Raw genomic sequence first — 25,606 nt, 5'->3', positions numbered from 1 at the left:
GTCGGCTGTTAACTGGCTATGCGGTGTGCAAACCCATGGAATACAGGTTGTTACCACGGAGTAAAACCCATGAGTATTATTGATACGCTTCAAAATACGCTGTCAGCTATCACCAAAACCACCCTGAATCGTTACCGCCTTGATATTCCTTCCTGCTCCTCTCCTCTGGATGTGGAGGATTTTGTGGGGACGGAAGCGATGAGTGAATTGTATTGCTACACAGTTCATTTCACCAGTACTGACAAAGACATTGATGCCAGTCAGTTGCTGCGTAAACCAGCCAGTTTGACAATGGGGGCGGGTTTGTTGCAGAGCCTCTCGGAGCAAAAGGTGGTGCATGGGGTAGTGACGAGTTTTGAGCGGGTCAGTGGCTCAAAAGACCAGGCCGTGTACCAGATAACGCTATCACCATTTCTGGCACTGCTGCGCAATCAATTCCGCACCCACCGTTTCTTTGTCAACAAATCGGTACCGGAAGTGGTGGAGCAGATACTTCAGGAGCATGGCTTTAAGGACTGGGAATATGAGTTTGTCCTGAAACAGACCTATCCGAAACGTGAACAAATAAACCAGTACCAGGAAAGCGACCTGGAATTCATTGAACGATTGCTCTCAGAGATGGGGATATTTTACTTCTTCAGCTTGCAGTCGGACACCCAGACTGAAGTGGTGCACTTCGCTGATAAGCAGAGTGCCTATAAGTTTGGTAAAGACCTGCCGTTGAACAGCCCGTCAGGCATGAGTGACAGTGGTGCAGAGTCGGTTTGGGGCGTGAGTGTACAGCACAATGTGGTGCAGGCTAACGTGACCACCAAAGATTATAACCACCGTGAAGCACAGAAAATACTTCAGTCTGGCAGAACCGATATGACACGCGGCGAGAGTGAAGGGGTGACCTACGGTGACGTGTATCACTACAAACCTCGCCATCTGGATACCGGCGATAAAATCGACCCCACTGCTGAAACCGCCAATTTCCTGGCACGCCTCGACCATGAGCGTTTTTTATCAGCACAGACAACGATTGTTGGCTTGGGTAATGATGCTACCCTCAGCCCAGGGCAGGTACTGACGATAACCGAAACTGTCATTGTTCCGACGCTTCCCACCGTTATGGACAACGGCGTAGTCATCACCGGCACCTTTTTTAGTGCCAGCCGCAAGGATGCATTAGTGGTGAACTGGATGGCGGTACCCTACAGTGAAACTCTGTGCTGGCGCCCGGCATTGCTGCCCCGTCCAAAAGTCAGCGGCACCATGATGGCGCGGGTGACCAGCGCGAAGGCCAACGATATCTATGCCTGGCAGGATACCTCCGGCTTGTATCGGGTGAAATTTGATGCAGACCAGGACGATAAAGCACAAGGGCAGGAGAGTATGCCGGTGCGACTCGCCAAACCTTACGGTGGTGATGTGTATGGCATTCACTTCCCGCTGATACAGGGCACCGAAGTGGCCATCGCGTTTCACGACGGTGACCCAGACCGCCCGTACATCGCCCATGCCCTTCATGACTCTCGTCATACCGACCATGTGACCGAAAAAAATAACACCCGCAACGTGATCCGTACCCCTGCTTTCAACAAGCTACGCATGGAAGACAAACGCGGCGAAGAGCACATCAAGCTCAGCACCGAGTACGGCGGCAAGACCCAATTGAACCTCGGGCACAATGTAGATGCTCAGCGCAATCTACGGGGCGAAGGTGCCGAGCTGCGTACCGATGATTGGGTAGCGGTACGTGGGGGCAAAGGGGTGTTTATCAGTGCGGATAAACAGCCGTCTGCTGGGGGGGAGATGCTGGATATGAGTGAGGCGATAAGCCAACTGGAGGCGGCGTTGTCGCTGGCGAGAAGCCTGTCGCAAGCAGTGCAAACCGCGCAAGCACATGAAGGAGATATTGCCAGCCAACAGCAGTTGAATAAATCGCTGAACGAACTGAGCGCGGCAGGGATGTTACTACATGCCCCGGAAGGTATGGGGATAGTGAGTCCAAAAGCAGTACGGATAGCCTCGGGTGGTGAAAGTGTCGGTGTGATGTCAGGGCACAACACAGATATCAGCGCGGGCAAGTCGTTCACTGTGGCGGCGAGTGACGCGGTGAGTCTATTTGCGCAAGGACAGGGCATGAAACTGTTTACGGGCAAGGGCAAGATAGAAGTACAGGCGCAGAGTGATGCCATCTTAGCGACGGCGCAGAAAGATATCGAAATCCGTAGTGGTGAAGGGAAAGTAGAAATATCGGCGAACAGTGAGTTAGTGCTGACTTGTGGTGGAGCATATATCAAACTCAGCGGTGGGAATATTGAACTGGGTTGTCCGGGTAATATCTTGTTGAAGTCGGCCAATGTACAGAAGATGGGCGCGGCAAGTCTGAATGTTCCTATGCCTGAATTACCAGCAGCATACAGTGGGAAGTTTGTTGCTTTATCTGATTCAGGTTCTCCTATGGTATCCCGAAATTATTTGCTTACACGTGCTAATGGTCAGCAATTCTTTGGTAGTACGGATGCTAGCGGAGAAACTATTCCGATACATTCTTCTCAGGCTGGGGACGGATTTACAATTGAAATGTTGGACGATGATTTTTGGTACGATAGTGAAATAGTGGTAGAAAGGGCTCATTATATAAACTTAGCTGATGCAACTGCTCATGGTAATGAGTGCTTATGTGGTCATTGTGAGGAGTATGAAGATGATATGTAATTTTAAACGCAGTAGTATGTGTTCTTGGTTATTATTGGTATTTGTATCATCAAGTTGTTCTGCGGATGATGATTGGATAAAAAGAGAAGCACACATGGCATGTGGTTCAGCAGTTGTTCAGGTGAATGCTGAATGTAAAGCAGATCCTAGAGATACAACAGTTAATATCTGCCAAAAGTATCAACTTAATATAAAAAAAAATAACAAGATCAGTACATTCCCTATTCCATACATGCCTAATTCTCAGAGGAAGACCTTGGAAAAACAAGGTTATTTGTTTAATGAAATTGTTAAGGTTGGAGATTGGACGCCTCAAACAATGAGTTGCTATGATAGTCAGTATATAGTTATTAGCTACACTACAGGTATGAATGATGAAGAGAGTGTTGATGACTCTTTAACATCTAATTCAAGTTCGCCATTTTTTAATTTAAATGGTGAGTTTATTTTAGGTGAAAAAGAATCTGAATTAAGGGAGCGGGAAATTAGACGTGGTGGGAATTATACATATCTAAATTTTTCAAATAAATAAAGAGGTGGTCAAGTGAGTGACGTATATTCTTATTTAAATGCGGCTAAGGGGCTAGCATACAAATCTGAACAGATAAAAAACTATTCACTTATAAAAGTTTACCCTGAGGTTGATACAACTCGTGAATTACGAGGGAATAGTCGTATCATCGGAGATGCTGATAAAAGTGTTCAAGATAAAATTATAGATATGTTGATCACTATTTCAGCACGATACTTACTAAATTACAAAGAGATAGCATATATACTATTGACGACTAAAGTTGAGTCTGGTTTCAATCCTGATGCTGCAGCAGGCACAACCAGTGCTGCTGGATTAGCACAGGCCACCGCAGCATTTGTCAGTGATGCAAAAAGTAAATCTCTAAATGCCCTTGGTTTTACATTAGATATAGAGAATGAAAAAATATTTAATGCAGAAAAAGGGTGTTATGCAGTTATTTATTCATTTTTAATAAATAAAGCTAAAGTATTGCAATATTATTCGGTCAATCAACGGGATTATTGGAAATGGTTGTATTTACTTCATCATGACGGTATTAATAGTTTGGCTGGTTATTCAGCTGGGACACGTAAAATATCGAAAGACGGTGATAAATGGGCTGATTATATCCTGGAACGTTTGCCAACTGTTGAAACATTACTCAAGTCAACCACTGTTAAGACAACATTCAAATTATCAACGGATGATGGAACTCCAGTTGTAGGGAAAAACTATATAGCTGCAATATCTAGAAGAGTTGACTCTACATGTCCTAACCTGGTTTCAGGAAAAAATGATCCATTAATCTTCATTAAAGGTGTAATAGATTCCGAAGGGAAAACAGCAGAAATTAATGCTCTTGCTGGGGCGGAAATTATTTTCACTATTTTGAAAGATAACTACCAAAAGTTGGCAATATCAGATAGCGCTATTTCATCCGAGAAAAAAAAAGAGAAAAGCAAAAAAAAAGTAATGCCTTTAAATAGCAAGAGTACATATGCCGTTAAATCAGGTGATACCCTATCAAATATTGCGAAAGTTAATGGGACCACAGTTGATAAAATTGCAAAATTAAATAATTTAACTAATGTCAATGTGCTTCATATTGGGCAAATACTTAAACTTACTGAAGATTCTCCTAGTGATACAGAAAATAGCACAAATAGAAACTATATTAGTCGCTACGTTCCTACTGATATTAAGCAGGCCATCTTGAAATACCTTGGCTTTGAACAGGGTAATGCTAAGGCCGCAATGTCTTATAGTAGAAGTCATATAGTGCTTCCTGTAGGAAGCATTTCCACGAACACAGATAAAAATAAAAATGTTGTGCATCTAAAAACTACCACAAAATCTGAAACTGTTAAAACAAGACAAAAGCCGCCTGAAAAACATCAGACAGATGATAAAGGCACAGCTAAGTCAACAATAGCATCAATTGATTTTGAACCTAAAATAATATTTATCAAAGGTCAGTTAGATGAGAATAGAGTAAGTGAAAAATCTAAGAAAATCATAAAATCTATCGCTAAAGAAGCTGGGGTTCATATTGTTCATGTCACAAGTACTTTAAGAACTGCAGAAGAACAAGCTCAAGCAATGTATACTAATATGTGTAATAAAGGTGTAGCTTCCCAGTTGGAGTACTATGGACGTAATGGACGTGCAGTCATTAATGCCGGCGTTAATGCAGGGGTTGGTAATAGGCATGCCGCATTAACTGCAATGATAAATAAAATAAAGGAACTTCAAGGTGATAATAAAATAGTATCACGGCACTGTGTTAGTGAGTCTATGTACGCGGTAACAAATGTAATGGATATTAGTAAAACAAAATTAAATTCACATGGTAGAAATTTTGATAAAGCTATAATTAATTACATGAAAAAAAGTCAAGCGGTAAAATATATTAGTCCATATGCTAATTCTGGAGAGCCAGCCTTTCACCTAGAGATAGAACAATGAATAAAATATTGTTTTTATTACTGTCACTCATATCATTAAATGTCTACTCTTTACAGAATAAAATAAGCGATGGGATTTATTATGCTTATTGGGTTTATGGCGATGAATATTTATATGATAAGTACCCAATCCTAACTAATAACCCTAGTAGCCTGAATGGCCATTTTTATATGAAAAATGAACTAAATGCTCAATCTAATGATGAAGTTTATATGCAAGTAAAGTCTGGGGATATTTCATTTTTCTATAAACATGAAGAGGTTGAGGGTGGGCCTACCATTGGCTGGAGTGATGCTCAACAAGTTAATGGAGGTTTATTGCTCGATGTAAGTACAATACGAAGTTTCTATGTTGAGGGGGGGGCGGGGCAAAAAACTAAATATTTTGTGGGAGATAAGTTCGAAGGATTTTCTAGGCCGTTAAAAGAACGAGAGTTTGTTCCTTTGATTGAATTGAAAAACTCAGAGTACAAAATGGATTGTTCATCATATTTGGCCGCTAATGCAAAAAAAAATGAGGGAATATACTCAGGGGGTAATATTTGGAAGCGTCACGAAGGTATTGTTTTTATAAATGGTGATGGTATATGTAATGCCTTATTTCAAAAGAACGCTCCGGTACAAGTTAAAAAAGGATGGGTTTTATTTAAAAAGTTAGATTGATTTCCATGTTTAATTTATTTTTTTTTGAATTTAATTAGATCCTCTTTTTGTATTTTAATTTTTTTTGGGTTTATTGCTTTTTTGAGATTGACTTAAATGATGCTTTATATGTCTATCACTTTATATGTCTATCACTTATATAAAGTGATTGTGATTGTTTATTAATGACTAAATCTAACTTTTTATTAGTTTTAAATTAATGATGTTAATAGGTAATCATACACTAAGTATCTAATGATGGATTTATTTGATGGGTGTTTAAAGTGAAAAGTATGAATTCACTCATCTTTATATATGGTTAATGCCAACTGTTTTTTAGGCTGAAATTATTCCTATTGTAATCGGTGTTTTATGATGGTTACTGGGATAAGTTTTACGAGGAAATGTATGTCCAAAGGATTCGTATTACTTGGCGATAAAACCACCCACGGTGGTTCTGTTATTTCTGCCTCCTCGACCATGGTTGTTAATGGCAAAAAGGTCGCACTGATTGGCGATAAAGTCAGTTGCCCGGTCACCGGGCATGGCCCTAACCCCATCGTTGAAGGTTCGTCTGAATGGTCTTCAGACGGTAAAGCAGTCGTGGTGGATGGCTGCCATTGTCAGTGCGGTTGTCAGGTCATCTCCAGCGCATCGGATTGTGCAATAGGATAAATCATGGGCTGGGAACGTCAAAAACCCTTTACGACTGAGCAACCTACACCTCCTTCGTCTGCGAGCTGGTTGCTCGGTGCGGTGCTGGCAGTTATCGCGAGTGTGTTGCTGTTTATTTTACATGCATCCGGCTCACTGAGGGTATTGAATTCAATCAATATCTGGCTGCTTGCTTTGACACCACTGGTGTTCTGGATACTGGTTTTCAGCCTACGTGGCTACCTCTATGGACGTGAGCTGGAACGCTTTCAGTTTTTACAACATGAGGCCAGGCACGCGCAGCAGCAGTGGACAGACTGGGCGGAGCGTTATCTGGCTGTGTCGGCAAGCTGTTTGCTGCTGCCTGACCATATCTCAGCGGCTTTGTTACAACAAAATGCCCAGGGGCTGACGCAACAACAGGGTCTGGTGCGCCGTATTGATTATTTGGCAGAAGATACACAGCTATCTCTGACGGCAATCAACGGGTTACTGAATGGAATCGAAAATACACTTCTGGCTCTTCCTCGGGAATTATCTCTCCAGGTCACGCTATTAACCGATGAATCGGAAGCAGTCCGGCAGGATTTATACGCTCTGTTTGCTGACTACTGGCAGGAAAGATCCCCTGAACTTTCTGCTCCTTCATCGTTGAATATCACGGACCATTTATCCTTCCATACCCTTGATGAGCGACTTAAACAGCCTGAATCCACCCTCCAGCTGGTTCTGGTTATGCAATTACAGGGAGGAGAACGCTATTCCGACGGTCTGGCAGCATTGCTATTCACCAGTGACGATGTGGCACAAAAATATGCAATACCTCATTGCGTTCGGTTGCTGCGCCCTATGACGCTGGATGTGTGCAATCTTGCAGAAGAGCTGACATTGTTTCTGACCACTCAGACGCAGGCGCGCCTGACCGCCAGTATTGTTGGTGACCACCAAAAATGGACGGCATCATCCGCCACGCTTATCCAAATCGGCAACGCGCTGGGTACGGTCTGGCAGGCCGAAGATATTCAGACTATCGAAACATATTGCGGTATCCAGGGGCCTTTTTCCCCGTGGTTTACCCTTGCTCTGGGGGCTGACTTGGTCGGTATCGGGAAGCAATCATGGTTAGGGTTATCCACAACAGGAGCAGAAAATTTTGTCTATACCATCACATCAGGGAGTGGGGATGAGCGTGTTAAGTAGGATCTGGCGTGTTGGAGGACTGACAGTGCTACTGCTGGCGGCACTGAGTCTCATTGGCTGGGCTATCTGGCACCATGGTGAAATGATAGGGCTCGATACGACCAACAAAAAAGTCGTGGTATTCCTGTTGGTCTGTTTGCTGGGTATGGCGCTACGTTTTGGCCCCGCCTTTCTCCGTTTAGTACGCCAATTAATGCACAGAAAAGAAGAGAAGCAGCAAAATATTCTGCCGGGCAGTGAAGAACGCCTGCTCCAAACACCGCCCCGTCATGTCACGGTCGCTGAATTACAACAAGCCCTGCACCATACCTACGGCCGCTTCTGGCCCCGCAAAGTGCGTATCCTGCTACTCACCGGCAGTGCCGCGGATGTTGAACAGCTCACCCCCGGCCTGACGTCGCAATACTGGCAGGAAGACCGTGGCACCGTGCTGTTGTGGGGCGGCGATCTGGGGGCGCAGGCCGATAGCGCCTGGCTGAGTGCCTTGCGTAAATTACGCGGACGTCCGCTGGATGGCGTGGTCTGGGTGACCTCAGCTTTAGCTCAACGCACTGCGCTAGGTCAGAAAGAATCTAAAACAACCCTCACCGCTGATATGATGGACAGCGTGGCGCAGGCGTTCGCGGCACGTTTTGAGCTGCTCGGCTGGCGGCTGCCGCTGTATGTCTGGTCACTGCATGCCGATGACGGGGCTGACCGCATCACGCAATCCGTCGGCTGTTTGTTGCCAGTAGGGTGTAACGCTGGCGAACTGAGTACACTGCTTGCCGGGTTGGTGCCGTCGCTGATTGAGCAGGGTACGCAACAGATTAGCAGCAACACCCAGCACCCATTTTTATTGCAACTGGCGGATCAGTTAGCGCGTCAGCCGGACTCTGTCGCGGGCCCCCTTGCTACGCTGCTGAATCCCTATCGCCCTTCACCGTTGGCGGGGGTGATATTCAGCCCGGCGTCGATCAATGCAAAGCGCAGCGTGAAACACCACTGGGGCAAGGATAACCGCTGGGATGTGCTGATTGATTCACTGCCATTATTGCCCGCAGGCTTAGCCGCGAAAAAGCTGGGGTTTGCCTGGCGTAAAACGCTGGCGATGGCGCTGGCGGGCATCATGGTGTTGTGGGGGGCGGGCATGGTGATGTCATTCCTGGTCAACCGAGACACGATTAATGCCAGTGAATCTCAGGCCAAACGGGCGGCTAACGTGCAGCAACCGCTGCCGGCCCGTCTGCAAGCGCAACTGGATCTGCAACACACGTTAGGCAGATTGCAGTATCGCCAGCAACAGGGCGCACCCTGGTACAGCCGGTTTGGTCTGAGCCAGAACGATTCTTTGCTGGCCGCACTCTGGCCACATTATTGGGCCAGCGCCACCCCTCTGCTGCGTGATGCCGCCGCCCGTCACCTTGAAGAACAACTCAGCACCATGGCGCAGCTCCCCCCTGACTCTCCGTTGCGCGACACGCTGGTAAAACCCGCTTATGAGCAGTTAAAACTCTATCTGATGCTGGCGCGTCCGGAGAAAATGGATGCGCCATGGTTTAGCACCACGCTGCTTCATGACTGGCCACAGCGCAGTGGTGTGCCGGACAGCCTCTGGCAGGGCAGCGGTCCCGCTCTACTGGATTTTTATGCCCGTAATCTTTCCCTGCACCCGGCCTGGCGTCTGAAACTGGATGAAAACCTGGTCAGTCAGGTACGTACCCGGTTGATCAGTCAGATGGGTGCTCGTAACAGTGAATCTTCGCTCTATCAGAAGATGCTGGCTCAGGTGGCGAATCAGTATGCTGATCTGCGCCTGTCTGATATGACCGGTGATACCGATGCTGAACGGATTTTTACCACCGATGCCGTTGTGCCGGGCATGTTCACCCGTAAAGCCTGGGATGACGCAGTAAAACCGGCGATTGAAAAAGTGGCCAGTGAGCGTCGGGAAGAGATGGACTGGGTACTGAGTGACAGTAAAAATACCGCATTGCAGCAGGATTCTCCCGAAGCCCTGCAGGCGCGGTTGAAAGAGCGCTATTTCGCTGATTTCTCTACCAGTTGGTTGGACTTTCTCAATAGCCTGCACTGGCAGCAAGCACAGACGTTATCGGACTCCATCGACCAACTCACCCTGATGGCAGACGTGCGTCAGTCCCCCCTAGTGGCGCTAATGAACACCCTGAGCGTACAGGGGAAAACCGGTCAAACCGGTGAGGCGTTGTCTGATTCGCTGGTCAAATCGGCCAAAAATCTGTTAAACCGCGATGAGCAGCCCGCTATTGATCAGCAAGCGGGTGTACAGGGGCCGCTGGATGCCACTTTTGGTCCGGTACTGGCGCTGATGGACGGCAAGGCCGGCGGACAGGGCAATACCAACCTCAGTCTGCAAACCTTCCTGACCCGCGTTACCCAAGTACGCCTTAAACTTCAGCAGGTGGTGAATGCTGCCGATCCTCAGGCCATGACCCAGACTCTGGCGCAGACGGTATTTCAGGGCAAAGCGGTCGATCTGACCGAAACCCGTGATTATGGCAGTCTGGTTGCCGCCAGCCTCGGTCAGGAGTGGAGTGGATTTGGCCAGACGGTATTTGTCCAGCCAATGGAACAGGCGTGGCAGCAGGTATTAACCCCTGCCGCTCAGAGCCTGAATGCCCAGTGGCAGGCATCTATCGTCGATGACTGGAACAGTACCTTCGGCGGGCGTTATCCCTTAAAAGATACCAGCAGTGAAGTGTCACTCCCGCTGCTGGCTCGTTATCTCAACAGCGACAGTGGCCGTATCGCCCGTTTTCTGCAAACTCGGTTGAATGGCGTGCTGCACAAAGAGGGCAGCCATTGGGTGCCGGACAGCATTAATGCTCAGGGGCTGACATTTAACCCAGCATTCCTGAAAGCCGTGGACCAATTGAGTTATTTGTCTGACGTGGTGTTTGCCGACGGAGAAGCAGGCATACGCTTTGAACTGCGCCCCGGTACCGCGAAAGACGTGATGCAGACTGATCTGGTGATCGACAGCCAGAAACTCAGCTATTACAACCAGTTGCCAGTGTGGAAACGTTTCACCTGGCCCCATGATACCGAAGCACCGGGCGCTAGCCTGAGCTGGATAAGTACGCAGGCCGGTACCCGACAGTTTGCCGATCTCCCCGGGGCTTGGGGGTGGATCCGTTTACTGGATAAGGCTCAGGTCACACCGTATCAGGGTGTCAACAGCAGTTTTAATCTTACCTGGAAAGCGCCTGATGGCAGGCCGCTGAACTACACCTTACGGACTGAAGCTGGAGAAGGCCCGCTGGCGTTACTGAAACTGCGTAACTTCGTCTTACCGACGCAAATATTCAGTGTGGATGCCACCGGTGGCGCTCAGAAAACGGATACCGCAACAGAAGAGGGATACTGATGGCTACGTTGCACACCTTACTCAGCGCCTGCCATGCCGAACAGCAGGCGCTTTCGCAGCAGGCCCAGCAGCAGATTTCGCTCTGGGAAAAATGGCTGGTCCCCATTGCCCCGGATTCACCGGTGGGTGATGACCCCGGTTATGACGATGATTTCCAGCAGATGCGTGAAGAGGTCAACAAACTGTCCGGCGCAGATACTGGTTTGGTCTGTGCACTGGCGGAGAAGCTGCTGACCGGTGCGTGCAAAGATGTGCGCGTCGCGACCTATTATATCTGGGCGCGACTGCACATCGATGGCGAAAGTGGGCTGGCGGATGGCCTGGCTCTGCTGGCCGGGTTGGTCCAACGTTTTGGTGATGCACTGCATCCACAACGAGGCAACAGCCGCAAACTGGCACTGGAATGGTTGGCAGGTAGCCGGGTGCTGGATAGCCTGTCACTGTACCCGGAAGTCACAAAAACTGACTTTGAACGCATTGTGGGCGCGTTGGTGTTAACCGAGGAAAGTGTTGGCGGCTGGGATGCGTCCATCCGCCCTCAGTTCGCTAGCCTGTATACGGCATTAGAAAACCGGCTAATGCAGTCCGGCGGCCCTGATGCCGTTATCCCACAAAACAGCAGTCTCCCTCGTCACTCTGCGCCTGATGCTCCTGCGTTGAAAGCAGTCACCTCCGGGCGTGATTTGCTCGATCAGGCAAAACTGCTGGCGGTTTTTTTGCGCGACCAGCCGAACGGCTGGCTGTCGGGGCATCATCTGATGAAAAGCATTCGTCTGGACACCCTGCATGAACTGCCGCCGCTGGCAGCTGACGGATGTACCCGTCTGGCTCCGCCGAAGCTGGAGAACCGCGCACTGCTGAAACGTCTTTATCTGCAACAAAGCTGGCTGGAACTGCTGGAGCAAACCGACATCCTATTTGCACAGGGCGTTAATCACCTGTGGCTGGATCTCCAGTGGTATACCCATCAGGCACTGATGAAAACAGGTGGGCAGCATGAGCGTTGGGCTGACATCATTAAGCAGGATTTGAATGGTCTGCTGACCCGCTTGCCCGGGCTCGACGGTCTGGCATTCAGTGATGGTACACCTTTTGCTGATGAGGTGACCTTACACTGGATAAACCAGCACGTCATGGCAGCAGAAAGTTGGGGCAGTGAATCCGCAGCCTCCGCCAGTACGGCGGGTGATGACGATATTTTGCAACTGGAGCCGGAAGCGCTGGCGCAAGCCGACAGCGAAGGTGTGGAAGCGGCGCTGACTTGGTTGCAGAACCGTCCGGGTACCCGCACCTCTCGCCATCAGTGGCTGATCCGCCTGCTGATGGCCCGGGTCGCCGAGCAGTACGGAAAAAACGACATGGCATTGCATTTGCTGGGTGAGCTGGAGGGGAACGCGACCCTAATGACGCTGACCCAATGGGAGCCGGAACTGCTGTTTGAAGTGAAAGCCCGTCGCCTGAAATTGCTGCGCATGAAAGCCAGCCGGACAGAGTCGGACAAATCACGGCTGCATAGCGAGATGGAAAACCTGCTTGCCGGATTAGTTGCCCTCGACCCGGCACGGGCTGCGGTGCTGTGTGGTTAATCGATAACCCTATCCTGATAAAAAGAAAACGATGAAAGACCTTACCCTGCGTTATTACGACGCTGAAATGCGCTATTTGCGTGATGCGGCGAAAGAGTTTGCCCAAACTCACCCTGACCGGGCAGCGATGTTAGATCTGGATAAACCCGGTACGCCTGACCCTTACGTCGAACGCCTGTTTGAAGGCTTTGCCTTCTCCATGGGGCGATTGCGCGAAAAAATTGATGACGACCTGCCGGAGTTCACCGAAGGGCTGGTGAGCATGTTGTGGCCGCACTATCTACGCACCATTCCCTCGCTGTCGGTGGTGGCGCTGACCCCGGATGTTCCGGCGATGAAAATGGCTGAAATCGTGCCCGAAGGCATGGAAATCTATTCCCGCCCCATTGGGCCGAAGAATACCGTACTGCCAGTACCGAACTACCCGCGATATGGTACTCAACCCGCTCGCCGTCTCAACCGTGGTGATGGCGACCGAACCAGACGGCCGTTCGGTGCTGCGCCTGCGACTGGCATGCAGCCCACAAGCCGACTGGTTGCAGGTGGACTTACGTCGCTTGTGTTTTTATCTGGCGGGAGAGGCGGCGGTCAGCAGTGCGTTACATCTGGCCCTGACCCGGCGTCAGGCAGCGCTTTATTTGCGTCTACCCAATCAGGCTGATCGGATAAAACTGGATGGTTGGTTTTCGCCCGGTGGCTTTGCAGACCAAGATTTGCTGTGGCCCAAAGGTGACAGCGCATTCAGCGGTTATCAGCTATTACTGGAATATTTCACTTTCCGCGAGAAGTTTATGTTCGTGCATCTGAACGGGCTGGAAACCGTGACGCTGCCGGCGGGTATTGCCTGGTTTGATATCGAAGTGGTGTTTGATTGTCAGTGGCAAAGTGATCTGCCGGTCAGGGATGACGCGCTTAACCTGCATTGTGTACCGGTGATTAACCTGTTCTCGCTGGAAGCTGACCCGTTAACCATCAATGGACTGGAAAGTGAGTATATGCTGCGCCCGCGCCGCTTGCAGGATGGGCATACCGAAATTTACTCCGTGGACGCTGTGACCGGTTCGCAACGGACATCCGATGCCACCTATGTTCCTTTTACCAGTTTTCGCCATCGTGGCGGAATGCAGCGACGTCATGCGCCGGAACGCTATTACCATACCCGCGTAAAACGAGGGGTGACCGGGCTGCATGATACCTGGTTGATCCTCGGCGGCCAGCAATGGGAAGCGGACCGATTGTTTACCCGCGAGGCGGTGTCACTGAAAATTACCGGTACCAATGGTCAGCTCCCGCGCAAAGCGTTACAGAGCACGTTGTTGGACCGCTGCGAAGCAGTGTTACAGACGCCGCTGAAAGTACGCAATCTCTGCAAGCCTACGTTACCCTCTTATCCCCCGGCGGAAGACCACTTCCAGTGGCGGGTACTGAGCCATCTGGGCTCAAGTTACCTCAACCTGATGAGCAGTGCACAGGTGCTACGCGGGACGCTGGAGCTGTACAACTGGCAAGGGGATGAACTGAATAATCGCCGTCTTGATGCCATTCAACAGGTGCAGCACCACCAGACGCAGCGTTTTGAAAAGGGCTTTCTGTTACGGGGTATCGACATTGAAGTGACACTGGATGGCAACGGCTTTACCGGCGAAGGCGACATTCATCTGTTTGGCGAGATGCTCAACCGTTTCTTTGCCCTTTACGCTGACATCCATTTGTTCAATCAGCTCACTCTTATCGTTCAACCTGCTGGGAAATGTATCCGATGGAAAGAGAATCACAATCAGCGTCTGCCCGGCTAATCGAACAACTGTGGGATAAACTGCCGTATACCCAGTTTTATCGCTTCTGTCAGTTACTGGAGCAAAGCCAGCCGGATGCACCCCCATTGGGTAGTCACTGGCAGGTCAGGCATGATCCGGTGCGTTTTCGCCCCCATCCGGGCATGGGGTTTCCGGCCAGTGAATTTAAACGGGTGGAAATACCCGCGCATGCACACCTCCCACCGACCATCCGCACCACCTTTATGGGACTGTATGGCGTGGAGTCGCCACTGCCTACTGCGTATATCGACGATATTACCCAGCGCCGGGAAGGGCATGAGGCGGTCAGCGACTTTCTGGACATTTTCAATCACCGACTGATCACGCAGTACTACCGCGTCTGGCGGAAGTACTCTTATCCTGCCAGCTTTTCGCCCGGCGGCACCGATAAAACCTCTCGGTATCTGCTGAGCCTCTGTGGTCTGGGTATTGAGGGATGTGCACAGAATATCGCCACGCCGGTGTCTCGTTTTCTGGCACTGACTGGCATGATGCGCCTGCCCACGCGCACCAGTGAAGGCATTATTGCGCTGGTTCAGTTGCTGGCACCGGAAACCGATGTCCACGTGATAGCCCATGACCGCTGCCGTATCCCCTTGCGCAATCCACTGGCCCTGAGCGCACGTCACCCCGTCAGCATGAGTAACAGCCCGGTAATGGGCAGTCACGCGGTGGATGTTAACAGTCAGGTATTACTGCAATTGAAAACGGATAACCCCGATGAAGCCCGAGAGTGGTTGCCCGGCGGGCAGTTACACACGGATTTGATAGCGTTGTTGCATGTGTATCTGGGGTCGCGGCTGCATGTGCGTTTACAACTGACGGTGTTACGCGCGCTACTGCCTGACGCACAGCTCTCCTGCCAGCCGAAAAGCACCGGTATTCTGTTAGGCAGAACCGCCGTAATGCGGACACAGCGCAGCGCGTCAACCACACCCACCGACACTGAAATGATCACAATTAATCTGGGCCGCTATCAGCGTGTTCAGGAAAATCTTCACCGAAGGGACACCGATGAATATGGCGATTACCGCTGGTAAAACACGTTTTGCATTACTGATGCTGGTCATGATATCCACTCTGAGCGGATGTGGACTGACTCAGAAAGTGAGTGATGGCACCGTCGCGGTGACAAAATCCATTTTTTATAAGCAGGTGAAAACCCTGCATCTGGATATACAGGCGCGGGATGCGGTAAACAACAACGCGACCGGTGCCCCACTGGCCACGGTGGTGCGCATCTATCAGCTACAAGACCGCAAAACGTTTGACGGTACCGATTATCCCTCATTATTTGCCGAGGACAGCCAGGCCATAAAAGCCGATCTACTTGCTGAAAAAGATATCCGTATTCGTCCGGGTGCTGCCGTGTCCATCGATATGCCGATGGACGAAAAAGCGCAGTATGTGGCAGTCGCGGGTATGTTTCTGGCACCTGATATCGCTAACAACACCTGGCGGGTGGTGTTGAGCCGTGATGACCTCGACCCCGATAAGGCTCGTCAGATTGAACTGAATAATCATGGGATGATTCTTTTACCCTTGAAGGATAAGTAATATGCCCCAGCCTTCTCTCTATGAAATGCTGTTCGGCAACGTAGCGGGTGAGCTTGAACTACATCAGGTCAGTGAAGCTAATCAGGTCGTCCTGTCGGTGCTCGACAATATGCAGCGCATTCTCAATTGCCGGGCGGGAACACTCAGTCATCTGCCCGATTATGGTCTGCCGGATATGAGCGAGATCCTACAGGGATTGCCGGGCAGTGCGCACGCGCTGCTGACTACGCTCTCAGCCACGTTGCTAAAATATGAGCCACGGTTGAAAAGTATCAACGTGCTGCTACTGCCACAATCCGCTCCCGGCCATCTGGAGTATGCCATTGAGGCGGAACTGAAAGGGCTAGGACTGGTGCGCTACGGCACGGCATTTATGCCGGAAGGCCGGGTGCTGATACGTCATCTTAAACAACAACATTATCTCAATCCGGGTGAGTCATCTTAACGCCTATTCAGGGAAGACAAACACATGATATCGAATACCGAGCGCACGGTTAAAACCGGTGGTGACCCCCGCCATTTTGCTGAATTTAGTGCCTTACGTGACGAAATCGGCAAATTACATCATCCAGCTCGCCCGGATGTTGACTGGGGGCGGGTCGAGCAGCTTTGTTTGGCGCTGTTTCGCCAGAACGGGGTTGAGTTGCAGACCACGGTAGATTTTACCTTGGCACGTACGCACATTGCCGGTCTTGCCGGGTTGTGTGAAGGGTTGGAGCTGTTGGCGGGCTTGCTGTCTCATCAGTGGAGTGCATTATGGCCGCCGCAAACACATGCCCGGGTGGCGTTATTGGCCTGGTTGAGTGACCGGTTGCAGCAAGTTTGGCGCACCATGACGTTATGCTACGGTGACCTGGCTCAGGTGTACCGGGCAGAGCGTGCGTTGGAACAGTTGTGCACGCAGTTGCAAACGCTAGAGCTCAAACATCTGAGTAAATTGGATGGGGTGCGCCTGATGTTGCATAACGCAGCACTACGTCTGGAGAGCGCTGAGGCCGCCGCTGATACGCCAGACCGATTAAGTATTCCGGTACGGCATGCCGGTGTCTCTGAACCACAACGACAGCCACAACCGACATTCTCGTCGGCTGCGGTCAGCGAACCACTGGTTTATCTTGTCAACGAACCGGCCCCGGCGCGTGTTGAGGTGGAGTTGTCGCCGCCTTTGCCGCCCCCACCACGTTGGAAAGCGGGGCAGGGGTTTGTCGCCGGGCTATCGCTGATGGCCGTTTTGATGGTGGGCAGTTTCTTTATCTGGCAGTCGCTGTCATCTAATCCATTGCGCGAGGCATTGCTGACCAGCGTCGCGCCATTACCTGCGCCACTGGCAGCCAAATCAATCGATGAACTGAGAAAACAAACCTCAGATGCTGAGTTGGTACGATTGGCTGGCCCGGTATTGCAAGGCAGTGGCACGCAGTTGGAACAACTGACACAGTTACCGCCGTTATGGGCACAAATGCGGGGGGATGGGGTGTTATCACAAGCGCAGCAACTGTGGCCCGCCAGTCAAGAAGTCAACCGACTGAGTGCATTATGGCAACAACAACGAGAAGCCGGTGCTGCGCCATTGGTGGAGTTGAAACACTATGCATTGGCACAAGAGCGTTTGCGGCAACTGGCAGAGCGACTGAATGGATTGGATGAAAAGAAGGGACGCTATATGACGGTTTCGGAGCTGAAAACGGTGGTGTTTGCGATACAACAGCCGCTGGCAAAAACCTTACCGCTGGAAGAGTTGTTGCGTCAGTATCAGGTACAGTCCGAGTCAGGGCAGACTCCGTCATCGGCACTGCGCCAACAGATTGACAGCCGGTTTAGTCAACTGCTGAACCGCTATGCGTTGCTGGCGTTACCTGAATAACCAATAGACCGCCAGCACGGACAGCTCCCCCTTTCCGGTAAATACCTTTACTCACTAACCAGTTCTGTGCCATTCAGAACCGACGTCACTCGTCAAGGTGAGTCCTCTGTACAATTACGTAAGATGTGGGATACATCATGGAATATTGGCTTTTGATTTTTTTACTTATTTTATTGTTTGTCATCTACATACAAATAAGTACGCTATCTAACTCGGTAAATCAGATACGAGAAGATATTGGCAGGCTTCGCAATGAGCTTGCTCCACACTTGCCCGAATCTACTGTGGCCCCTGTTCAGGAAGAGATCACATCAACGAATCTGGCAGATGATGTGACCGTATCCAAGGCCTGGAAGCCTGATTACGCAACCTATCAGAATTATCTACTCACCAAAAAACAAAGCCAGATTAAAGAGATTACTCCAGCCTATGCGGAAGAAACAGAATCAGCCCCACAAATAGAATCCAGGGTTGCTGACAGTGAGGTGTTTGAGCCACAGGATGAAGCACTTCAAGCGTTGCAAGAAATGGATGTAAGCCCTGCGCGTGCTCATCTACCGGTACCTGATGTGTGGACAAAACTGGAGAACGTGCTGCTTTCCTTAAAATCACCGGAGAGTTTCTGGAAGCGTATCGAGCAAGAGTTTGCCGCCCGCTGGATGGTTTGGATCGGCGGTGTGATCATGGCACTGGGTGTGATTTTCCTGTTGAAAGCAGGCAGTGAGCAGGGTCTGTTCGGCCCAACCTTGCGGATTAGTACCGCCATTATTCTGAGTATGTTGATGGTTGGTGGGGGGGAGTGGCTTAGGCGCTCACGTTTTCAGTTGCCCTTGGCCAATGCCGATTATATCCCCGCAGCGCTGAGTGGAGCGGGGATTATCGGCCTGTTTGCCTCGATGCTGGCAGCTAAATATTTCTACGATATGTTCCCGATGCCAATTCTCATGCTGTTGCTCAGCCTGATTTCTCTGCTTGCGATGGTGCTTGCATTGTGGCAGGGGCCATTTATGGCCGCTTTGGGGATACTTGGCGGCTATACCGTCCCGTTATTTGTCTCGACAGGCAGTGGTAATGTTACCGGGTTGTTGGCCTACCTATTCTTGGTCAGTTTGGCTTCTATCGGCCTAATGAGCCGTGTCTATCGGCATTGGCTGTGGATCGGGGCGATGGTGGGTAACTATCTATGGCTTTTTGTTTCATTATTTATAGCAACATCCGATCACCAATTAGCGCGTTCATTATTCCTGCTATCAACCACTTACGGTTTCCTAGCCTGGCCGCATCTGGGGTGGTCGCTAAAAAGCAAAATACGCTTTCGCAATAAGAACTGGAAAAGCTGGCCGCCAGCTTTGCAGGATCCTTTATTAACCGGTCTGATTGCCGGGCTTTCGCTATTGGCTTTAATGTTGAGCGGAAACCATTCGATACTGTCATGGAGCACGTTGGTGTTCTCCTGTATCAGCCTGTTACTGATTGCTAAACGCTCACCCTCTTTAGATTTGTTTGTCCCACTGGCTGCGATATTAGCCATTTCTCCCTTTATTAATGCAGGAACTCTTTTTGATCCAGAAAATGTCTGGACGAGTCTGCTCGCGTTTAGCAGCTTAGCTCTATTCTGCGGGATATATGGTATCTACCAGGTAACCCGACCAGTTTATCGCACACTGTGGTGGGCGTTGCTATCGGTGCTTGTGCCGATGTATATCGTGGTAAATATCTATTATGTCTGTCGCGATAAATTTGATCTGGCTACAGTTGAATACACACTGCTGGCAGTTTGTCTGGCTCTGTATATTGCGTGGAACGTATTTAGCGATGTGTCCCGCCGCAGTTCAGCGTTTTTGCGTACCCTCTATCAGATCTCCGCCCAACTGACGTTGACCTTTGCATTATTTATTGCCTTCAGCCAGGTTGCGCTAACCCTGCTGCTCGCGGGGCAGCTTTTAGCTCTGGTACTCTGGCAACGTTGGCGGCAGGTTTCATTGCTGTCTTGGATTTTGAAACTGCATGCGGTCATGCTGCTGGTTCGTCTGTCAATGAACCCGTATATCCTTGAGTATTCCTCGCCGTTACACATTGGCTCAGTCACCATTCCCTGGACGTTATATGGTTTTGGTATTCCGGTGCTCTGCCTATGGCTGAGTTCACGCTGGTTACCTGCGGGTCGCGGCGATCGCACCGCCAATTGGTTAGCGGCCAATGCTATTTATCTGTTGGCCTTGTGGATTAACGTCGAGTTACGCCACCTGCTGCATGGTAGCTATCATTTATCTCTGGATTTCGCTTCGCTTACCGATTTTGCGTTGCATGGGGTGACCTTCGGACTGATGGCATTGGCCTATGGCTATCGTGAGCAGTTTGCCGATTCGTTACAGCATATATACCGTCTGGCGGCTAAAGTCAGTGCCATTCTGATGCTAATCATGACGTTAGTCTGTCTGGTTGCCTTTAACCCACTTTGGTCAGCACAAAACGTTGGTGGCCTGCCGCTGCTTAATATGGTGAGCGTTGCCTATGCGATCCCGATAGTGTTCATGATGGTAGCGCTAAGATACTGGCCAGATCACTGGATTGATATCCGGCTAAAGCCTTACGTTATCGGTGCGATTGCGCTATTGGGAATGGTATTCATTACCTTGACAGTCCGTCAGCTCTGGCATGGCGACCGGTTAGATAGCGGTATCGTGTATAGTGGTGAGCAATACTGCTACTCCTTAGCGTGGATGCTAACCGCCATCGGTATGATGTACAGCGCGATACGCTGGCCTAACTATAAGGTACGCCGCGCCTCGTTGGGGTTGCTGGCGCTGACTATCGTCAAACTATTCCTGTGGGATATGTCTGGTCTCGAAGGGCTATATCGTTCGGTCTCATTCCTCGGTCTGGGGCTATGTCTGGTGGCGATTGGTTGGTTCTACCAGAAGTTTGTGGTTATGAAGGAAGTCATTGAGCAAAACAAGGGGCAACCCCTAACGGATGAGGTGCAGAGCGGGCAACAATAGCCATGAAAAAGAGGGGTGAATAGATAGAGGCTGTAGGTTTTCGCTACCTGCTCACCGGTGTTTTTTCATCTGTTGAATCACGTTGAGCAGTTTCTTGGCATAATGCAGGTCGACGACATAACCGGCCTGTCACGCTACCTGATACGATCTCACTGCATGCGACGCGTAACTGACATTTTACACAATTGCCATAGGGTTTACTGGGCCAGAAAACTTATCGCTTGTGCCTGGAAAGGCTGAACAGGGCAATACGAAAGGAAACCGGTGATGAGTCAAGAATACAGAAACCACCGTACCGCGTGGACCGTGGGCGAATTGATGTTTGTAGAAACCCACTATGGCATGCTACCTGTCGCTGAGATAGCCGTCTATTTGGGTCGTACGGTGACCGCAATAAGATTGGCAGCCCAGGAGTTAGGGCTTTGTAAGGTGCAGGCGGATTCTTGGACTGAAGAGGAAAAAGAGGTCATCCGGACACATTATGCCGATGGCGAGGGGATAACCTTTGTCGGTCAGTTATTGCCGGGGAGAACACGGAAAACCATTTTTGCCATGGCAAAAAAAATGGGGGTCAAAAGTCTCCGAAGCTGGCAGGAAAATGAAGTCCATATTTTGATGCGGTTTTACCCCAAAATGGGCACCAAAGTGGTCCTAAAACTGCCCCGCAGAAGTGTTGAGTCGATCAAAATCAAGGCAAGCCAACTGGGTCTGAAATACACGAAACTCAAAGTGCGTGAGACACCTGTGCAGAGCTGGAGTGATGACGAGTGGCACTTGTTGGAGAAGAATCTTCATTTGTTCCCCTCGGAGATGACGATGTTATTTCCAAATCGTACAAAGTTAGCGATTGAAAAAGCGAAAGAAAGATTAAGAAAAGGGCACAATATGCGAGGTAAAAGCAAGAATACTCCTAGTTAAAATTTCCTTTATGTACTGTTGATTTGGCCTGGATATAACTACGTTATCTAACTGACGAATCCGTTATAGATTCGTACCGATTCAATCTAATGAAGAGCCAGATAGCTTATTGTAATGGGTAAGTATTTATTATCGGGCCTGGAAAGGGAGGGTTTATGAAATACTGTGAAATATATTTCTGACGTCCTATCTATCCTACACATTCAATGAATACTTCCCGAATCATTATTGGAGACTTTTCTCTAATGTTTATCAGGAACGTCTCTAATACTAGAATAGTAAACCTATAAAATATGTCTTATAGGACAAAAATTTTGGTCTGGAAAAATAAGAATATAATAAGGAATCAGTGTGATTAATATTTTGAAATTAACGTGTAAATTGGTGGTGATATTTATGTTACCATTTTTTCTTTCGGCCTGCGTAACTAAGCAGCTTTCGGCTGATATCAGGGGGCATGAAACAGGCTATACTCATTATAATAATGATGTCATTATCGGAATGTCTTTGGCTCAGCAAGGTGATAATAAAAACTGGGCGTTTGTTGGTACGCGTTTCGATTATGTCTTGTCATCGGGAGTCGATGAGTTTTCAACACTGTTAGTTACCGGACAGATTGATAAAAAAAGAATTCAGGTCGTCAGGGATGGTAGCTTTAGACTTAATGATAAAAAAGATAGGTTCATAGGTAATATTGAGCTGAAGTATATTTATCAGACTGTGGTAGAGAGAGAGAAAATAAAGTCGCTGATAAAAAGTACTGACTGGAATTGCTCAAGCAATACTGAAACAACAGGTGTTTGCAACATTAGCTTGGATAATCTGGTTGGCACTATTCACAGAAAAGGTGCTACACCGTCCGATATTTAATGAGATGGTCACTCCCTCCTTCCCGGTACTATGCTGAGGACAGGCTTTCATTCGGAGAACCATCATGGAAAATATTGCGCTTATTGGTATCGATCTGGGTAAGAACTCTTTCCATATCCATTGTCAGGATCATCGTGGGAAGGCTGTTTACCGTAAAAAGTTTACCCGACCAAAGCTAATCGAGTTTCTGGCATCATGCCCGGCAACAACCATTGCGATGGAAGCCTGTGGCGGTTCCCACTTTATGGCCCGTAAGCTGGCAGAGTTGGGGCATTTTCCAAAGCTGATATCACCACAATTTGTCCGCCCATTCGTTAAAAGCAACAAAAACGACTTCGTTGATGCCGAAGCTATCTGTGAAGCTGCATCGCGTCCGTCCATGCGTTTCGTACAGCCCAGAACGGAATCTCAGCAGGCAATGCGGGCTCTGCATCGTGTTCGTGAATCTCTGGTTCAGGATAAGGTAAAAACAACTAATCAGATGCATGCTTTTCTACTGGAGTTTGGTATCAGCGTACCACGAGGTGCTGCCGTTATTAGTCGGCTGAGTACCATTCTTGAGGACAATAGTTTGCCTCTTTATCTCAGCCAGTTATTGCTGAAACTACAACAACATTATCACTATCTTGTTGAGCAGATTAAAGATCTGGAATCCCAGTTGAAGCGAAAGCTGGACGAGGATGAGGTTGGACAGCGTTTGCTGAGCATTCCCTGTGTCGGAACGCTGACAGCGAGTACTATTTCAACTGAGATTGGCGACGGGAAGCAATACGCCAGCAGCCGTGACTTTGCGGCGGCAACAGGGTTGGTACCTCGACAGTACAGCACGGGAGGTCGAACGACATTGTTGGGGATTAGCAAAAGAGGTAACAAAAAAATCCGAACTCTGTTGGTTCAGTGTGCAAGGGTATTCATACAAAAACTGGAACATCAGTCTGGCAAGTTGGCCGATTGGGTCAGGGAGTTGTTGTGCCGGAAAAGCAACTTTGTCGTCACCTGTGCTCTGGCAAACAAGCTGGCCAGAATAGCCTGGGCACTGACGGCGCGACAGCAAACTTACGCAGCATAACGGCATAAATACACTAGTTTAAACAATCACTCATCTGGTTTTGCGAATACTGATATTGATGATACTAACGGCCCACCGGCCTGTTGAGGAACCTGTAAAACGGAAAGGCTCATTGAAGCCGTATATTTTCTTGAGGTTCATCAGGCGCGGAACTCATCGAGGCGCGGGAATAAAATCCCATTCAGACGCCGGATAGATTCAAGCAAGCCAACTTATCGTCGAAATCGGTGTTGCAAAAACGGGAGTGACCATAGATTCCGTTTTGAGCATCCTTTGCAGGTGAATTTTTATAGCAAAAATGCCTCTTCTGCTAAGAGGGCGCTTTATCCGGTAGCGGTAGCTGCAGATGTGGTGATGCTGCCGGTCTATCTGCTGGGTGGCGCTGCCGTGGCTGCTTTCTATGGTGTAGTTTTATTGAATTAGTCTTTCTTTTTGAGATCCGGCTATTCCCATGTGCCGAGCTAGTTTGCTCGGGGCATGGGATGATTACCACGATTTGTTAGTACAGATGTAAGATTTTACTCTCAGATATTATATCCTCACCAGAACTTATACCACGGCCTATACCTTAGCTTAGTTTTCTTCACGGCTTCATTCGGCATCTGATGAATAAGGGGCTGAGAATGATTTTTTTCATTCTCAAGTATTATTGCACATAACGCCCCGATTGAATCTGTTAGTGAATTTTCAAAATCCCTGCTTACATCGCTGAAACCTGTTTTAGCATGAATAAGCTCATGTATCAGTACACCGGCAAAGATATCGAGAGAAGAAAGACATTTTCTAGCTATTACCACAGACTGAGTTTCAGGATCCCAACAGCCAAGTGTTTCTGCTGATGAATATATATCCGGCCTCAATGTTTCAGATATTTTTATGTCAGCCACATTAGCTAAATAGCTGTTCCAAATAGTAGATCACCAGAAGGGAACTCAGTCCGATTTAAGCGATCTGATCAATCGCTGAATATCCCAAATCACTAACCGGACTGTGCCATGCCGATCATATCACCGGTACCCGACGCCGAAAGGCGTCTGATGCAAAAAACCATCCATAAAACATGTGATAAAAACCATGTCCGCAGACTCACCGCGATGCTGATGCTTCATCGCGGAGACAAGATAAGTGACGTTGCCAAGACGCTTTGCTGCGCGCGTTCATCTCTGGGACGCTGGATTAATTGGTACACACTTTAGGGTCTGGAAGGTCTGAAATCATTGCCTTCAGGGCGCAGACGACACTGGCCGTTCGAGCATATTTGCGCGCTGTTGCGTCAGCTGATTAAGCATTCTCCAGAAGATTTTGGTTATCAGCGTTCTCGCTGGAGTACTGAACTGTTAGCAATAAAAATCAACGAGATCACTGGGTACCGTTTACATGCTTCAACCGTTCGCCGCTGGCTTCCCTCAGCTGGAATTGTCTGGCGAAGAGCGGCCCCCACGCTGCGCATTTGCGACCCAAATAAAGAAGAGAAAATGGCCGCTATCGCCGAAGCGCTAAGTAAGTGTAGCGTCGAACGTCCCGTGTTTTACGAGGATGAGGTCGATATCCATTTCAACCCCAAAATAGGTGCTGACTGGCAACTGCGTGGTCAACAAAAACGTATTGTCACTCCAGGGAAAAACGAAAAATATTATCTGGCTGGGGCGTTGCACAGCGGCACAGGAAAAGTCAGTTACGTCGGCAGCAGCAGTAAAAACTCGGGGTTATTTATCAGCGGGCTAAAACATCTAAAAAGCACGTAACCAGTCCGCAAACACTGGCACTCCAGCAAACACAAGCACAAGTAGTAGTACCGTAACAACATCTAATACCCCTGTTAGAGCTAATTCTAGTGCTACAATACAATGGCGTAACC

General features: G+C 49.0%; 16 protein-coding genes and 4 pseudogenes. 19 read left to right on the top strand and 1 reads right to left on the bottom strand.

The features are described from left to right. The first annotated feature begins 69 nt into the window (after nucleotides 1–69). The 18 genes and pseudogenes from HRD69_RS01215 to HRD69_RS01130 form a co-directional block, all read left to right on the top strand. Nucleotides 70–2,706 (top strand): type VI secretion system Vgr family protein, encoded by a 2,637-nt coding sequence (locus HRD69_RS01215; RefSeq protein WP_004877028.1) that lies wholly within the window; start codon nucleotides 70–72, stop codon nucleotides 2,704–2,706. After that, a complete protein-coding gene (locus tag HRD69_RS01210) occupies nucleotides 2,696–3,238 on the top strand; it encodes a hypothetical protein (RefSeq protein WP_152412116.1) in 543 nt (180 codons plus the stop codon). Before HRD69_RS01215 ends, HRD69_RS01210 begins: the two co-directional genes overlap by 11 nt. 12 nt (nucleotides 3,239–3,250) lie before the next feature. Continuing rightward, nucleotides 3,251–5,185, top strand: a complete 1,935-nt coding sequence (locus HRD69_RS01205; protein WP_004877032.1) for a LysM peptidoglycan-binding domain-containing protein — start codon at nucleotides 3,251–3,253, stop codon at nucleotides 5,183–5,185. Then, the gene (locus HRD69_RS01200) at nucleotides 5,182–5,847 is read left to right on the top strand and encodes a hypothetical protein (protein WP_032815326.1); all 666 of its coding nucleotides are present in this window, start codon (nucleotides 5,182–5,184) and stop codon (nucleotides 5,845–5,847) included. Before HRD69_RS01205 ends, HRD69_RS01200 begins: the two co-directional genes overlap by 4 nt. 387 nt (nucleotides 5,848–6,234) lie before the next feature. Beyond that, on the top strand, nucleotides 6,235–6,501 hold the full coding sequence (locus HRD69_RS01195; RefSeq protein WP_004877035.1) for a PAAR domain-containing protein: 267 nt from the start codon (nucleotides 6,235–6,237) through the stop codon (nucleotides 6,499–6,501). Between the two features lie 3 nt (nucleotides 6,502–6,504). Beyond that, nucleotides 6,505–7,680 (top strand): hypothetical protein, encoded by a 1,176-nt coding sequence (locus HRD69_RS01190; protein ID WP_004877037.1) that lies wholly within the window; start codon nucleotides 6,505–6,507, stop codon nucleotides 7,678–7,680. Further along, nucleotides 7,664–11,065 carry an ImcF-related family protein gene (locus tag HRD69_RS01185; protein ID WP_050413228.1) on the top strand — a complete coding sequence of 1,134 codons (3,402 nt, stop codon included), beginning with the start codon at nucleotides 7,664–7,666 and terminating at the stop codon, nucleotides 11,063–11,065. The genes HRD69_RS01190 and HRD69_RS01185 overlap by 17 nt, the downstream gene beginning before the upstream one ends. Beyond that, nucleotides 11,065–12,651 (top strand): type VI secretion system protein TssA, encoded by a 1,587-nt coding sequence (tssA, locus tag HRD69_RS01180; protein WP_032815328.1) that lies wholly within the window; start codon nucleotides 11,065–11,067, stop codon nucleotides 12,649–12,651. The genes HRD69_RS01185 and tssA overlap by 1 nt, the downstream gene beginning before the upstream one ends. A gap of 31 nt (nucleotides 12,652–12,682) precedes the next feature. Further along, nucleotides 12,683–14,447 (top strand): annotated as a pseudogene (gene tssF, locus HRD69_RS01175) (type VI secretion system baseplate subunit TssF). Further along, on the top strand, nucleotides 14,411–15,508 hold the full coding sequence (tssG, locus tag HRD69_RS01170) for a type VI secretion system baseplate subunit TssG (protein ID WP_172984587.1): 1,098 nt from the start codon (nucleotides 14,411–14,413) through the stop codon (nucleotides 15,506–15,508). Before tssF ends, tssG begins: the two are co-directional and overlap by 37 nt. Beyond that, nucleotides 15,489–16,025, top strand: a complete 537-nt coding sequence (gene tssJ, locus HRD69_RS01165; RefSeq protein WP_276325337.1) for a type VI secretion system lipoprotein TssJ — start codon at nucleotides 15,489–15,491, stop codon at nucleotides 16,023–16,025. The genes tssG and tssJ overlap by 20 nt, the downstream gene beginning before the upstream one ends. Nucleotide 16,026: 1 nt before the next feature. Then, nucleotides 16,027–16,470: a type VI secretion system baseplate subunit TssE gene (gene tssE / locus HRD69_RS01160; RefSeq protein WP_032815332.1), complete on the top strand. Its 444-nt coding sequence runs from the start codon at nucleotides 16,027–16,029 to the stop codon at nucleotides 16,468–16,470. Between the two features lie 24 nt (nucleotides 16,471–16,494). Continuing rightward, nucleotides 16,495–17,889, top strand: a complete 1,395-nt coding sequence (locus HRD69_RS01155) for a VasL domain-containing protein (protein WP_004877048.1) — start codon at nucleotides 16,495–16,497, stop codon at nucleotides 17,887–17,889. A gap of 137 nt (nucleotides 17,890–18,026) precedes the next feature. Further along, a complete protein-coding gene (locus HRD69_RS01150; protein WP_172984586.1) occupies nucleotides 18,027–20,891 on the top strand; it encodes a DUF2339 domain-containing protein in 2,865 nt (954 codons plus the stop codon). A 267-nt stretch (nucleotides 20,892–21,158) separates the two neighbouring features. Further along, nucleotides 21,159–21,809 carry a hypothetical protein gene (locus tag HRD69_RS01145; RefSeq protein WP_032815334.1) on the top strand — a complete coding sequence of 217 codons (651 nt, stop codon included), beginning with the start codon at nucleotides 21,159–21,161 and terminating at the stop codon, nucleotides 21,807–21,809. A gap of 396 nt (nucleotides 21,810–22,205) precedes the next feature. After that, nucleotides 22,206–22,676: pseudogene (locus HRD69_RS01140) on the top strand (YidX family protein); the annotation flags it as partial. Nucleotides 22,677–22,743: 67 nt separating this feature from the next. Continuing rightward, the gene (locus HRD69_RS01135) at nucleotides 22,744–23,748 is read left to right on the top strand and encodes an IS110-like element IS5075 family transposase (RefSeq protein WP_172984585.1); all 1,005 of its coding nucleotides are present in this window, start codon (nucleotides 22,744–22,746) and stop codon (nucleotides 23,746–23,748) included. Nucleotides 23,749–24,003: 255 nt separating this feature from the next. Further along, a pseudogene (locus tag HRD69_RS01130) lies at nucleotides 24,004–24,171 on the top strand (YidX family protein); the annotation flags it as partial. Between the two features lie 116 nt (nucleotides 24,172–24,287). On the opposite strand, the gene HRD69_RS01125 reads toward HRD69_RS01130, so the two are convergent. Continuing rightward, on the bottom strand, nucleotides 24,288–24,635 hold the full coding sequence (locus HRD69_RS01125) for a hypothetical protein (RefSeq protein ID WP_120011459.1): 348 nt from the start codon (nucleotides 24,633–24,635) through the stop codon (nucleotides 24,288–24,290). A gap of 108 nt (nucleotides 24,636–24,743) precedes the next feature. On the opposite strand from HRD69_RS01125, the pseudogene HRD69_RS01120 reads away from it, so the two are divergent. After that, nucleotides 24,744–25,490, top strand: a pseudogene (locus tag HRD69_RS01120) (IS630 family transposase); the annotation flags it as partial. Nucleotides 25,491–25,606: the final 116 nt, after the last annotated feature.

The organism is Yersinia mollaretii ATCC 43969, from assembly GCF_013282725.1.
Lineage (GTDB): Bacteria > Pseudomonadota > Gammaproteobacteria > Enterobacterales > Enterobacteriaceae > Yersinia > Yersinia mollaretii.
Note: the sequence above shows the minus strand (reverse complement) of the source record. Positions and strands in the feature narration are given on the sequence as shown.

Excerpts from the sequence above, each read along its gene's own strand:
- HRD69_RS01215 (WP_004877028.1), top strand. The coding sequence starts at position 70 with ATGAGTATTATTGATACGCTTCAAAATACGCTGTCAGCTATCACCAAA.
- HRD69_RS01210 (WP_152412116.1), top strand. The coding sequence starts at position 2,696 with ATGATATGTAATTTTAAACGCAGTAGTATGTGTTCTTGGTTATTATTG.
- HRD69_RS01200 (WP_032815326.1), top strand. The coding sequence starts at position 5,182 with ATGAATAAAATATTGTTTTTATTACTGTCACTCATATCATTAAATGTC.
- HRD69_RS01195 (WP_004877035.1), top strand. The coding sequence starts at position 6,235 with ATGTCCAAAGGATTCGTATTACTTGGCGATAAAACCACCCACGGTGGT.
- HRD69_RS01190 (WP_004877037.1), top strand. The coding sequence starts at position 6,505 with ATGGGCTGGGAACGTCAAAAACCCTTTACGACTGAGCAACCTACACCT.
- HRD69_RS01185 (WP_050413228.1), top strand. The coding sequence starts at position 7,664 with ATGAGCGTGTTAAGTAGGATCTGGCGTGTTGGAGGACTGACAGTGCTA.
- tssA (WP_032815328.1), top strand. The coding sequence starts at position 11,065 with ATGGCTACGTTGCACACCTTACTCAGCGCCTGCCATGCCGAACAGCAG.
- tssG (WP_172984587.1), top strand. The coding sequence starts at position 14,411 with ATGGAAAGAGAATCACAATCAGCGTCTGCCCGGCTAATCGAACAACTG.
- tssJ (WP_276325337.1), top strand. The coding sequence starts at position 15,489 with ATGGCGATTACCGCTGGTAAAACACGTTTTGCATTACTGATGCTGGTC.
- tssE (WP_032815332.1), top strand. The coding sequence starts at position 16,027 with ATGCCCCAGCCTTCTCTCTATGAAATGCTGTTCGGCAACGTAGCGGGT.
- HRD69_RS01155 (WP_004877048.1), top strand. The coding sequence starts at position 16,495 with ATGATATCGAATACCGAGCGCACGGTTAAAACCGGTGGTGACCCCCGC.
- HRD69_RS01150 (WP_172984586.1), top strand. The coding sequence starts at position 18,027 with ATGGAATATTGGCTTTTGATTTTTTTACTTATTTTATTGTTTGTCATC.
- HRD69_RS01145 (WP_032815334.1), top strand. The coding sequence starts at position 21,159 with ATGAGTCAAGAATACAGAAACCACCGTACCGCGTGGACCGTGGGCGAA.
- HRD69_RS01135 (WP_172984585.1), top strand. The coding sequence starts at position 22,744 with ATGGAAAATATTGCGCTTATTGGTATCGATCTGGGTAAGAACTCTTTC.